Annotated in this window: 13 protein-coding genes; 4 read left to right on the forward strand and 9 right to left on the reverse strand. The window is 59.1% G+C overall.

The features are described from left to right. Positions 1–102 precede the first annotated feature (102 nt). The 4 genes from M5G26_RS03210 to M5G26_RS03225 form a co-directional block, all read right to left on the reverse strand. Positions 103–1935, reverse strand: a complete 1833-nt coding sequence (locus tag M5G26_RS03210; RefSeq protein ID WP_273914423.1) for an ABC transporter ATP-binding protein — start codon at positions 1933–1935, stop codon at positions 103–105. Positions 1936–2023: 88 nt separating this feature from the next. Next, complete coding sequence (locus tag M5G26_RS03215; protein ID WP_038358475.1) at positions 2024–2587, reverse strand: peptidylprolyl isomerase; 564 nt, start codon at positions 2585–2587, stop codon at positions 2024–2026. 3 nt (positions 2588–2590) lie between these two features. Beyond that, on the reverse strand, positions 2591–3394 hold the full coding sequence (locus tag M5G26_RS03220) for an alpha/beta fold hydrolase (RefSeq protein WP_273914424.1): 804 nt from the start codon (positions 3392–3394) through the stop codon (positions 2591–2593). Between the two features lie 14 nt (positions 3395–3408). Further along, positions 3409–4332 (reverse strand): LysR family transcriptional regulator, encoded by a 924-nt coding sequence (locus tag M5G26_RS03225; protein ID WP_007914443.1) that lies wholly within the window; start codon positions 4330–4332, stop codon positions 3409–3411. 49 nt (positions 4333–4381) lie between these two features. Between M5G26_RS03225 and M5G26_RS03230 the strand changes: the two genes are divergently transcribed. The 3 genes from M5G26_RS03230 (at position 4382) to M5G26_RS03240 (ending at position 6704) form a co-directional block, all read left to right on the forward strand. Further along, positions 4382–4696, forward strand: a complete 315-nt coding sequence (locus M5G26_RS03230) for a 3-phosphoglycerate kinase (RefSeq protein ID WP_273914425.1) — start codon at positions 4382–4384, stop codon at positions 4694–4696. Between the two features lie 229 nt (positions 4697–4925). Then, entirely contained in the window at positions 4926–5525 is a 600-nt protein-coding gene (locus M5G26_RS03235) for an FMN-dependent NADH-azoreductase (protein ID WP_038358486.1), read from the forward strand. 321 nt (positions 5526–5846) lie between these two features. Next, positions 5847–6704, forward strand: coding sequence for a carboxylate/amino acid/amine transporter (locus M5G26_RS03240; RefSeq protein WP_134177698.1), 858 nt, complete (start codon positions 5847–5849; stop codon positions 6702–6704). A 91-nt stretch (positions 6705–6795) separates the two neighbouring features. On the opposite strand, the gene M5G26_RS03245 is transcribed toward M5G26_RS03240, so the two are convergent. Further along, positions 6796–8094, reverse strand: coding sequence for a mechanosensitive ion channel family protein (locus tag M5G26_RS03245; protein WP_273914426.1), 1299 nt, complete (start codon positions 8092–8094; stop codon positions 6796–6798). A gap of 192 nt (positions 8095–8286) precedes the next feature. Here M5G26_RS03245 and M5G26_RS03250 point away from each other — a divergent pair, with 192 nt between their 5' ends. Then, positions 8287–9627, forward strand: coding sequence for a DEAD/DEAH box helicase (locus tag M5G26_RS03250; protein WP_273914427.1), 1341 nt, complete (start codon positions 8287–8289; stop codon positions 9625–9627). A 52-nt stretch (positions 9628–9679) separates the two neighbouring features. Here M5G26_RS03250 and M5G26_RS03255 read toward each other — a convergent pair whose 3' ends face one another. The 4 genes from M5G26_RS03255 to M5G26_RS03270 form a co-directional block, all read right to left on the reverse strand. Continuing rightward, positions 9680–10279 carry a hypothetical protein gene (locus M5G26_RS03255; RefSeq protein ID WP_134177700.1) on the reverse strand — a complete coding sequence of 200 codons (600 nt, stop codon included), beginning with the start codon at positions 10277–10279 and terminating at the stop codon, positions 9680–9682. A 12-nt stretch (positions 10280–10291) separates the two neighbouring features. After that, complete coding sequence (locus tag M5G26_RS03260; protein WP_122600629.1) at positions 10292–10876, reverse strand: papain-like cysteine protease family protein; 585 nt, start codon at positions 10874–10876, stop codon at positions 10292–10294. Positions 10877–11138: 262 nt separating this feature from the next. Further along, the gene (locus M5G26_RS03265) at positions 11139–11414 is read right to left on the reverse strand and encodes a hypothetical protein (protein ID WP_134177702.1); all 276 of its coding nucleotides are present in this window, start codon (positions 11412–11414) and stop codon (positions 11139–11141) included. 74 nt (positions 11415–11488) lie between these two features. Then, positions 11489–12223 (reverse strand): DUF899 domain-containing protein, encoded by a 735-nt coding sequence (locus M5G26_RS03270; RefSeq protein WP_273914429.1) that lies wholly within the window; start codon positions 12221–12223, stop codon positions 11489–11491. Positions 12224–12363 lie beyond the last annotated feature (140 nt).

The following is a 12363-nucleotide window of genomic DNA, read 5'->3' on the forward strand; positions in this document are numbered from 1 at the left end:
CACGCTCTGCGTGGGAATGCCTCAAGGGACGCTCCGCGTCCAGTGACGCGGAGCGTCACGGGCTGCATTCCCACGCAGAGCGTGGGAACGATCTTGGAGGGGTCAGTCGATGCCGACAAATCCCCCGGTCTGATGCGCCCACAACCGCGCATACAACCCGCGATGGGCGAGCAGTTCAGCATGGGTGCCGCTCTCGGCAATCTTGCCGTTCTCCAGCACCACCAGCCGATCCATTCGCGCAATGGTCGAGAGCCGGTGGGCAATGGCGATCACGGTTTTGCCCTGCATCAACGTTTCCAGGCTTTCCTGAATCGCCGCTTCAACCTCCGAGTCCAGCGCCGAGGTCGCTTCGTCCATGATCAGGATCGGCGCATCCTTGAGCAGTACCCGCGCAATGGCGATGCGCTGGCGTTGGCCACCGGACAACTTCACTCCGCGCTCACCGACATGCGCATCGAAACCCGTGCGACCTTCAGCGTCCGACAGCAGCGGAATGAACTCATCGGCACGCGCCTTGTGCACTGCATCCCACAACTCGGCATCGGTCGCATCGGGTTTGCCGTACAACAAGTTGTCGCGGATCGAACGGTGCAGCAGGGAGGTGTCCTGGGTGATCATGCCAATCCGCGCGCGCAGGCTTTCCTGGCCGACCTCGGCAATGTTCTGGCCGTCGATCAGAATCCGTCCGCCTTCGACGTCGTACAGACGCAGGAGCAAGTTGACCAGAGTCGATTTGCCGGCGCCGGACGGCCCGATCAAGCCGATTTTCTCGCCCGGTTTGATGTTCAGATTGAGGTCGCCGATGATCCCGCGCTTCTTGCCGTAGTGAAAATCCACGTGCTCGAAACGTACTTCGCCACGGGCGACTTCCAGCGGTTTGGCCTGCTCGTGGTCGGTGACGCTGACCGGTTGCGAGATGGTGCGCAAACCGTCCTGAACCATGCCGATGTTTTCGAAAATGCCGGTGACCACCCACATGATCCAGCCGGACATATTGACGATGCGAATCACCAGACCCGTGGCCAGGGCGATCGCGCCGACAGTGATCAGCGACTGCGTCCACAGCCACAGAGCCAACGCCGTGGTGCCGACGATCAGCAAACCGTTCATGGCAGTGATTACCACGTCCATGCTGGTGACGACGCGGCCGGCCATCTGCGCTTTGACGGTCTGTTCTTCGATGGCTTCCTTGGCGTAGTGCTGTTCGAAGTTGGTGTGGGCGAACAGCTTCAGCGTGGCGATGTTGGTGTAGCCGTCGACGATGCGGCCCATCAGTTTCGAGCGCGCGTCGGAGGCTTCCACCGAGCGCTCTTTCACACGCGGTACGAAGTAATACAGCGCGCCGATGTAGGCGACGATCCACGTCAGCAGCGGGATCATCAGGCGCCAGTCGGCCTCGGCGAATAACACCAGCGAGCTGATCGCGTAGATCACCACGTGCCACAGTGCATCCACCGCTTGCACCGCCGAGTCACGCAGCGAGTTGCCGGTCTGCATGATGCGTTGGGCGATGCGCCCGGCGAAGTCGTTCTGGAAGAAATTCAGGCTTTGTTTGAGCACGTAGCTGTGGTTCTGCCAGCGGATCATGCTGGTCATGCCGGGGCTCAGCGTCTGATGCACCAGCAGGTCGTGCAGGCCGAAGAAGATCGGTCGCAGCACCAGGGCAACCACCAGCATCCACGTCAGTTCGAGGGCGTGGTCGCTGAAGAAATTCGGGTTGGGGGTGCCTTGGGCCAGGTCGATGATGCGGCTCAGGTAGCTGAACAGTGCCACTTCGATCAGTGCGGCGAACAGGCCAACAACGAGCAGGGCGGCGAAACTCGGCCAGACCTGCTTGAGGTAATAGGTGTAGAAGGGGAGAACGCGGTCCGGCGGAGACGCCGTCGGGGCTTCACGGAATATGTCGATCAGTTGTTCGAAACGGCGATAGAGCATCAGATAACCGCCCGGAGTACGGGCTCTCCTTTTATCGGTGTGAGCGGCGTGAGGTTGAATTCACGCCGCTCGATACGCCCTGTACAGCTTAGTCGATGACTTTGGCCGACTTGATGATCACAGGGTCGACAGGCACGTTTTGCATGCCGCTTTTGGTGGTGGTTTGCGAGTTGACGATGATGTCGACCACGTCCATACCCTTGACCACTTTGGCGAACACCGCGTAACCGGCGTCACGGCCCGGATCGAGGAACGCGTTGTCAGCCACGTTGATGAAGAACTGGCTGGTGGCCGAATCCGGGTTGGAAGTGCGCGCCATCGACAAGGTGCCGCGAACGTTGTGCAGGCCGTTGCTGGCTTCGTTCTTGATCGGTGCCTTGGTGTCTTTCTGTTGCATCTGCTGGGTGAAACCGCCGCCCTGAGCCATGAAACCCGGGATCACGCGGTGGAAAATGGTGTTGGTGTAGAAACCGCTGTTGACGTAATCGAGAAAGTTCTTGGTGCTGATCGGCGCCTTGACCGGATCCAGTTCGATTTCGATCTGACCGTTGGTGGTGTCCAGCAGCACGTGCGGTGCTTTGACCGGCGTGGCAGCCATCAGGTTGGCGGCAAACAGCACAGTACCAGCGGCGAGGGCGAGTTTTTTCAGCATGGGTCAGTGATCCTGAGATTGAGTATCGGCTGCGGCGAGGAACTCCAGCAGCGTTTGATTGAAGCGTTCGGGTTGATCGAGCGGGGTGGCGTGGCGCGAATCGGCGATCACCACCAGCCGCGCATTCGGCAGCAGTTTTACATAGGTTTCTTTCAGTGCCACCGGTGTGTAATCACGGTCGGCGCTGATGACGAGCGTTGGACAGGTCACCCGGGAAAGTCGTTCCTGAACGCCCCAGCCAACAATCGCATCGAAGCTGGCGAGATAAGCACGTTTGTCGTTTTTTGCCCAGCGTTCGGCCATTTTCTGCCGCAGATCGGCTTGTTCCGGTTTCGGAAAAAGCTTGCCGCCGAGGGCTTTGCCGATGCTGGAGAGGCTCAGCAGTCGCATCAGACTCCAGCGTTTGAACCACTGCCAATAATCGTCGCGGCTGCGGATTTTGACTTCGGGTGCGCTGTTGACGATGGTCAGGCTTTTCAGCATTTGCGGCTGATCGACGCCGAACTGGAAGCCGATCATGCCGCCCATCGACAGCCCGACGTAGTGCACCGGGCCGAGGTTCAAGTGCTCGATCAGGGCCAGCATATCGGCACTGAAACCGGCGATGCTGTAGCGCTCGCGCGGTTTGTCCGAGCGCCCGTGGCCGCGAATATCCGGCACGATCACTCGATAGTGCGCGGCCAGTGCCGGGATCTGCATTTCCCAGTCCAGCGTGCTCGAACCGAGCCCGTGAACCAGCAGCAACGGCGTGCCGTGGCCATATTCCTCGTAGTGCAGGTTGCAACCTTCGTGCTCGAAATACGCCATCGGTGAACTCCGTGTCAGGCTTGTTCAGGGGCGGCGAACGGTGCGTCCAGCGGCAAAGTGTCGAAGGTGCGCAGCAGTTCGATGAGGATTTGCGTGGCCGGGCCCAAGGGTTTGTCCTTGTTCGAATACAGATAGAAGCTGGAATTGCGGTTGCCGCCCCTGTCCAACGGTAGCAGCTTGAGCGAGCCATCCTTCAATTCCCGCTCGATCATGTGCCGGGGCAGCCAGGCAAAGCCCAAGCCGCTGCTGACGAACGTGGCCGCCGTGGCGAGGCTGCCAACGGTCCAGCGCTGCTCGGCGCCGAGCCAGCCAACGTCCCGTGGTTGCTGACGGCCGGAATCGCGGATGACCACTTGCATCTGGGTCTCCAGATCCTGAAAGCTCAGCTCGCGGTTGAGCCGGTGCAGCGGGTGATCGGGGTGGGCGACGGCGACAAACTCGACGTCGCTCAATTCCGCGCCGAGGTAACCGGGAATGCTCAGGCCGGTGATGGCCAGATCCGCCACGCCTTCGAGCAGCACTTCCTCGACACCCGACAATACTTCCTCACGCAGACGCACGCGGCAGCCGCGACTCTGCGGCATGAACGCGGTCAATGCGCGCACAATTCGCGCGCTCGGGTAGGCCGCATCGACCACCAGCCGCACCTCGGCTTCCCAACCTTGCTCCATATGGTGGGCAAGATCTTCCAGTTGGCTGGCCTGTTTCACCAATTGTCGCGAACGACGCAGCAACACGCCGCCGGCTTCGGTGAGCACGGCTTTGCGCCCGTCGATGCGCAGCAACGGCACGCCGAGCTGGTCCTGCATACGGGCGACGGTGTAACTCACCGACGATTGCGAACGGTGCAAGGCCTCGGCGGCTTGGGCGAATCCGCCGTGGTCGACCACGGCCTGCAATGTTCGCCATTGATCAAGGGTCACGCGGGGCGCTTTCATCAATAGCTCCTCTTGTCCTAAGCTGGCCGTCCCTCATGGAGACTGCCGAATGAAAAAATTCTGTTGTGTGCTGCTGGCGCTGCTACCGCTGACTGCTTTTGCGTACCCGATCGATGTGCAGAAAAACCTCAACGGCATGAAGATCGACTACGAGACCTTCGACACCGATAACGACATCGGCTCGATTCGGGTGGCGAACTACGGTGATGTCGACGCGACGTGCAAAGCGGTGTTCAGCAATGGCCCGGAAGCACCACGCACCCGCACGATCGACGTACCGGCCGGCAAACATAAAAACGCCACGGCCAAGTTCACCCGCGAGATCATCAAGCTGCGCATCAAACTGACCTGCACCCCGAAATAACAGCGTATTTCCTGTGGGAGCGAGCCTGCTCGCGAAGACGTAGTGTCAGTCGACACATTCCTTGACTGACACACCGCTTTCGCGAGCGGGCTCGCTCCCACATGTTCCAAGTGCATCTAAACGAATTATTCGATGCTTTGCAGCAAATATTTGCGCTTTTTCATCGATTCAACACTGTTTAACCTTCACTCCATCGACCTACAACATTCTCGGATGGAGGCTACACACCATGTCCCGCGTTCTGATCATTGAAAGCAGCGCCCGCCAGCAAGACTCGGTATCCCGTCAACTGACCCAGACCTTCATCAGTCAGTGGAAAGCGGCGCACCCGACCGATCAGATCACCGTACGTGACCTCGCCGTGAATCCGGTGCCACACCTGGATATCAATCTGCTGGGCGGCTGGATGAAACCCGCTGAGCAACGCAACCACAGCGAACAAGCGTCGCTGGACCGCTCCAACGAATTGACCGATGAATTGCTCGCCGCCGACGTGCTGGTGATGGCCGCGCCGATGTACAACTTCGCCATCCCGAGCACCCTCAAGGCCTGGCTCGACCACGTACTGCGTGCCGGCGTGACCTTCAAGTACACCGAAACCGGTCCGCAAGGCCTGCTCAGCGGCAAACGTGCGTACGTGCTCACCGCTCGCGGTGGCATCTACGCCGGCGGCCCGGCCGATCATCAGGAACCGTACCTGCGTCAGGTGATGGGTTTCATCGGCATCAACGACGTGACGTTCATTCACGCCGAAGGCATGAACCTCGGTGGCGATTTCCAGGAGAAGGGCCTGAATCAGGCCAACGCCAAGCTGTCCCAGGTCGCTTGATATGTTAATCGCCAGATAATCGCCGGTTGTTTAAGTGACCTGGCGCAACCCCTTCAAGGCTCTACGCGCATCGAACCTCCCTTTGCACTTGTTGCTCCTGAGTGCTGTAGCCCGATTGAACGCATTAGCGAGATCGGGCTTTTTTTTGCCCGCGATTCACCGATCCCCTGTAGGAGCTGCCGCAGGCTGCGATCTTTTGATCTTGTTTTTTAAAATCAACATCAAAAGATCGCAGCCTGCGGCAGCTCCTACGCGGGGATTTGTGTTGGTTGCGGAATCGAAAAACCGCTATCGTCGCCGCCATTCAAATTAGGGGCGAGCATGGGCTATCTACTTTTTGTCACGCTGATCCAGGCGTTTTCCTTCAGTCTGATCGGCGAATACCTGGCCGGTCATGTCGACAGTTATTTCGCGGTGCTGGTGCGCGTAGTGCTGGCCGGACTGGTGTTCATTCCACTGACCCGCTGGCGTTCGGTGGAACCTTCGTTCATGCGCGGCATGTTGGTGATTGGGGCGTTGCAGTTCGGTGTGACTTACGTTTGCCTCTATCTGAGCTTCCGTGTGCTGACGGTGCCCGAGGTGTTGCTGTTCACCATCCTCACACCGCTGCACGTGACGTTGATCGAAGATGCGCTGAACCGACGCTTCAACCCGTGGGCGCTGATCGCCGCGCTGGTGGCAGTGGGCGGGGCGGCGGTGATTCGTTTCGACAGCATCAGTCCGGATTTCTTCATGGGCTTCCTGCTGCTGCAACTGGCCAACTTCACCTACGCCGCCGGGCAGGTGATGTACAAGCATCTGGTGGCCAAGCACCCGAGCGATCTGCCGCATTACCGGCGTTTCGGCTTCTTCTACCTCGGCGCGCTGGCCGTGGTGCTGCCGGCATTCCTGCTGTTCGGCAAAGCCAACTTCCTCCCGGAAGCGCCGCTGCAATGGGGCGTGTTGCTGTTCCTCGGTCTGGTTTCGACCGCGCTGGGTATGTACTGGTGGAACAAGGGGGCGTGCATGGTCAACGGCGGGACGCTGGCGGTGATGAACAACCTGCATGTGCCGGTGGGGTTGCTGCTGAATCTGCTGATCTGGAATCAGCATGAGGAACTTGGAAGATTGTTCCTCGGTGGCAGCGTCATCCTCGCCGCCGTATGGATCAGCCGACTGGGCATCCGCCGTACCGCATGATCCGGTGTAGGAGCTGCCGAAGGCTGCGATCTTTTGATCTTTAAAGTCTAAAGATCGCAGCCTTCGGCAGCTCCTACACGGGAATTGTGTTTTACAGGAGGTGTTTCTGCGGTTCAGGAATGCTGGCCGCGCCAAGTACCGCCGGCAGCAGGCCAGAGCGCAAATCCCCGCCACTCGGCTGCTGATACAGGCTCAAGCCAAACTCCGGCAAAACCGCCAGCAGATAATCGAAAATATCCCCCTGAATCCGCTCGTAATCGGCCCACACCGTGGTGCGGGTGAAGCAGTAGATCTCCAGCGGAATGCCCTGCGCGGTGGTTTGCATCTGGCGGACCATGCAGGTCATGTTCGGCTGAATCTCCGGATGACTCTTCAGATACGCCAGTGCATAAGCGCGAAACGTGCCGATATTGGTCATGCGCCGGCGGTTCGCCGACATCGCTGCGACATTACCCTGCGCCTCGTTCCACGCCTTGAGTTCGGCTTTCTTGCGGCTCATGTAATCCGTCAGCAGGTGCACCTGGGTGAGTTTTTCTTCTTCGTCGTCACGGATGAAACGCACGCCGCTGGCATCGATGAACAGGCTGCGCTTGATCCGCCGCCCGCCCGATTGCTGCATGCCGCGCCAGTTTTTGAATGACTCGGACATCAGCCGCCAGGTCGGGATCGAGACGATGGTCTTGTCAAAATTCTGCACCTTGACCGTGTGCAGAGTGATGTCGACCACATCGCCATCGGCGCCGACCTGCGGCATCTCGATCCAGTCGCCGACCCGCAGCATGTCATTGCTGGTCAACTGCACGCTGGCAACGAATGACAGCAGCGTGTCCTTGTAGACCAACAGAATCACCGCCGACATCGCACCCAGACCGGACAGCAGCAACAGCGGCGAACGGTCGATCAATGTAGCGACGATGATGATCGCGCCGAACACGTACAAAACCATTTTCGCCAGTTGCACGTAGCCTTTGATCGAGCGCGTACGGGCGTGTTCGGTGCGTGCATAGATATCGAGCAGGGCATTGAGCAGGGCGCTGATCGAGAGCAGCAGGAACAGAATGGTGAACGACAGCGCCACATTGCCGAGGAAGGTCATGGCGGTTTTGCTCAGTTCCGGCACCAGGTGCAGGCCGAACTGGATCACCAGTGACGGCGTCATCTGCGCCAGGCGCTGAAACACCTTGTTGTGCCGGAAGTCGTTGATCCAGTGCAGCGCCGGTTGGCGCCCGAGCATGCGGCTGGCGTGCAGGATCAGGTAACGCGCCACTCGTCCGAGCACCAGCGCGATCACCAATAACACCGTCAGAGCCAGACCGGCCTGCAACAGGGGATGCTGTTCGAGAGTGCCCCAGAGGTCCTGGGCGTTGAGCCAGAGCTGTTTGATATCCATGAGAGCAACGATTCTTCTGTTAAGACGCGATGGGCGATTAGAGCATTTAAGACGCCGTGTATTACCGTTGGAGACAAATCGAGCAACAAAAAAGCCACTGATTACGTCCGTTTGCATAAAGAAACTCGGCCTGAGCGCTCGAAACCGGTAACCTATGCAGCTGTTTTTTTGCATATCTTCGAGGTAGCACCCGTGTTTTCCCAATTCGCCCTGCACGAACGCCTGCTTAAAGCTGTGGCCGAGCTGAAATTTGTCGAGCCAACGCCTGTGCAAGCCGCGGCCATCCCGCTGGCGCTCCAAGGGCGTGATCTGCGGGTGACGGCGCAAACCGGTAGCGGCAAAACCGCCGCTTTCGTTCTGCCAATCCTCAATCGCCTGATCGGCCCGGCCAAGGTTCGCGTCAGCATCAAGACGCTGATCCTGCTGCCGACCCGTGAACTGGCCCAGCAGACCCTGAAGGAAGTTGAACGCTTTTCGCAGTTCACCTTCATCAAGTCCGGCCTGATCACCGGCGGTGAAGACTTCAAGGTCCAGGCCGCGATGCTGCGCAAAGTGCCGGACATCCTCATCGGCACCCCGGGCCGGATGATTGAGCAACTCAATGCCGGCAACCTCGACCTCCAAGAAGTCGAAGTGCTGGTGCTCGACGAAGCCGACCGCATGCTCGATATGGGTTTTGCCGAAGACGTGCAGCGTCTGGTCGACGAATGCCCGAACCGTCAGCAGACCATGCTGTTCTCCGCCACCACCGGCGGTTCCGGCCTGCGCGACATGATCGGCAAAGTGCTGAACAACCCAGAGCACTTGCAGCTCAACGCGGTCAGCCAGCTGAACTCGACCACCCGTCAGCAAATCATCACCGCCGACCACAATCAGCACAAAGAGCAGATTGTGAACTGGCTGCTGGCCAACGAGACCTATCAGAAGGCCATCGTCTTCACCAACACCCGCGCCATGGCCGACCGCATCTACGGTCGCCTCGTGGCTCAGGAATACAAAGCGTTCGTGCTGCACGGCGAGAAAGACCAGAAGGATCGCAAACTGGCGATCGACCGTCTGAAGCAGGGCGGCGTGAAGATTCTGGTGGCGACCGACGTCGCGGCCCGTGGTCTGGATGTGGATGGTCTGGATCTGGTGATCAACTTCGACATGCCACGCAGCGGCGACGAATACGTGCACCGCATCGGTCGTACCGGTCGTGCCGGCAACGACGGTCTGGCGATCTCGCTGATCTGCCACGGCGACTGGAATCTGATGTCGAGCATCGAGCGCTACCTGAAGCAGAGCTTCGAGCGCCGCACCATCAAGGAAGTCAAAGGCACCTACGGCGGGCCGAAAAAGGTCAAGGCCTCGGGCAAAGCCGTTGGTGTGAAGAAGAAAAAGACCGACGCCAAGGGCGACAAGAAGAAAACCGCCGCCAAGACGCCGACCAAGCGCAAGAGCGCCAACCGTCCGAAGCCGGATTCGTTGGTAAGCAGCGACGGCATGGCCCCGCTGAAGCGCCGCAAGCCGGCCGAGCCTGCGGCTGAGTAAGTTTCAGGCGCGCATAAAAAACCCGGACAATGTCCGGGTTTTTTTTCGTCCATCAGTTGCCGAGTTGGCCACTGGTGTCGGCGTCAAAGCGCCGCTTGGCTTGATCCGCCGCCGGTTTCAATGCGGCGAGCAAGGCCGATTCGCTGTACAGCCGCGTGACCGCCAGATCCTTCGGCGTTGGCTCAATCGGGATCAATACGTCCTCACCGTCGGCATGCAGCCAGATCGCCACGACGTGCAGCGCCGAGACAAACAGCACGCGCAACTCAACGGTCTTGCCCTGGAGTTGCGGCGCTTGTTCTGCCAGTTTCAGCGCACCCACCGTAGCAGCGGCGTGATCGCCGTGGTTCAGCGAGGCAAACTCGACATGCCCGCGCACCTCGGCCAGTTGCGCATCGGCAATCGTCACGCCGTCGGCAAACACCAGGTAATGCCAGTCGCCGAGGCGGGCGTCTTTCAGCCCTTTGCCGTGGCTCAGGTCCTCCAGATTGAGCGAGTAGCCACGGTACGCCTCGCTGAGGCTGATTTTCGCAGGTAGCGCATTGGCGAACTGGCGATTGGCGCCAAAGCCTTGGGTTTGCAGTGCCGCTTGCAGCGCCGGGCGCAAGGTCTGTACGCCGTTGGAAGGCGCCTTTGGATAAGTCAGTTGCATGATGTCGCCCTCCTAGTTTTTTACGGTGAAGTAGGTGTGAGTCCAGTTGCCGCCGCCGTTGTAGGCGCGGGGGAATGCGTTCAGTGCGCGGGTCGAATAACCGTAGATCGAGTCCGCCACCAACACGTAATCGCCATTGGTGCCGTAGATCGTCAGAAAGTGCGCACCACCACCGTACCAGGCGCAGCGCAGGCCGACCGGGCGGCCCATGCTGATCTGGTTCTGGATGGCCGACATCTGCAGCGAACCCTGATTCATGCCGTTGTAGCTACGGGTGGTTTGCAGTGCCGAATCCAGATAGCCGTAGACGTTGCACGGTCCCGGCTGATTGCAGCAGTTGCGGTCGAGCTGGGTGCTGGCCACGCCGCACTGCGTCCAGTTGCCGGTGCCGTAATAGTTGCCGACCGAGGCGGAAACGGCGGCCCAGCACCAGTTGGTCTGGGTCTGTTTCTGCATATTGAAGTTGAGGCTGCCGGCGGCGAGGGCGCTGATTTGTTCAGCAGCCTCGACCTCGACCAGTTGCGGGTCGAGCAGATGGCCAGTCAGGCACCTTGGCAAAGATTCGCCAGTGAATTGCGTTGCTTCTGTGGTTAACATTTTTCAATCCTCCATGAGTGAAAACAAGCGTCCAGCTTGTGTGGGTGTTGCGGTATTGCCGAGCGATCGGTGCTTAACGGTTGCCATCTTCTGTGGCCGGTTCCGATCTCCTTGCTCGAGGTAACCCTAGTCAGTGATATGCGTTAATGCAAATAAATAAATGCATTGGTGCATTTTCAAGCGCAAAAAATCGCAGTCTGCAACAGCTCTCACAGGGTTTTGTGTAGGAGCTGCCGCAGGCTGCGATCTTTTGATCTTGCTGTTAGCCCTCGGTCTTCTTCTCGGCAGAATTCAGTTCTTTCAACCGCTGATCAATCAACTGGCACTTGTCCGGCAGATCCGCACTGGCCGTGCCCAAATCCATCTTCTGCAACTCAGCATTGATCTCCTTGGCCTTGGCCGGATTCTGTTCGGTGAGCTTGGCGACTTCCTTGGCCAGTTGTTCGCGTTTGGCGGTGGCTTCTTCCGGCGTGCAGGCCCAGACGGGCAGGGCGCAGGCGAGGGTGGCGGCGAGGGTGAGCTTTATCAGGGTTTTCATCGGGGCAGGCCTCAGTTCCGGTTAAGGCGGGTTAACCGGTTGAGGCCTTGAGCGCGGGAAAAGTTCAGTGCTTGTCACCCTTCGTGGCAGCAACTCGATTTAGCACCTTGCTCATACCGATCATGATGCCGCACCCATTCCATGATCTCGTCTTCATTCCTGCCCTTGGGCGTGAGGTCGAGGTAGTTGTAGGCGCCGACCAGCATGTCGAGACCGCGAGCGTAGGTCGAGTAGGTGTGGAAAATCTCCCCGGCCTCATCGCGATAAAACACACTCAATCCCGGCATTTCCTCCTCGGCACTGTCAGTCTTTTCGTAGTTGTACGTAGCCTTGCCAGCAGCGACCTCTTCAGCACGGGCGCAAACTCCGAAGTCATAGTTGAAGTCGCAACCCTCTGACGACACCCAGTCAAACTTCCAGCCCATCCGCCGTTTAAAGTCCTGGAACTCGTTGAACGGCGCATGCGAAACCGCAACCACGGCGATATCGTGATGCGCGAGATGCAGGTTGGCGCCATCGATGTGGTCACTGAGGAACGAGCAGCCCTGGCAACCTTCCTCCCAGTCTTTGGCAAACATGAAGTGGTAAACCACCAGTTGGCTGTTTTTGCCAAACAGGTCAGCCAGCTTCAGTTCGCCGTTGGGCCCCTGGAAATGGTAGTCCTTGTCGACCTTCACCCACGGCAGCGCGCGACGTTCAGCGCTGAGGCGGTCGCGTTCCTTGGTGAAGGCTTTTTCGTGGGCCAGATGTTGCTTACGGGCGGCGAGCCATTCTTCGCGCGATACCACCGGATGATTCTCAATGTTCATGATGATTTCTCCTGCGGGGTTGAAACCGTCTGTTTCAGACTAGTCGTTTAACCCTGCTGGAAATCGACAGACCGCCGGTCGGTCGCCTCGGGAAATGCGGCTGAACGGCTGGGAACCGCTCAGGTCACAACCTATGAACG

The sequence above is a fragment of the Pseudomonas sp. TNT2022 ID642 genome (assembly GCF_028656995.1).
Taxonomy (GTDB): domain Bacteria; phylum Pseudomonadota; class Gammaproteobacteria; order Pseudomonadales; family Pseudomonadaceae; genus Aquipseudomonas.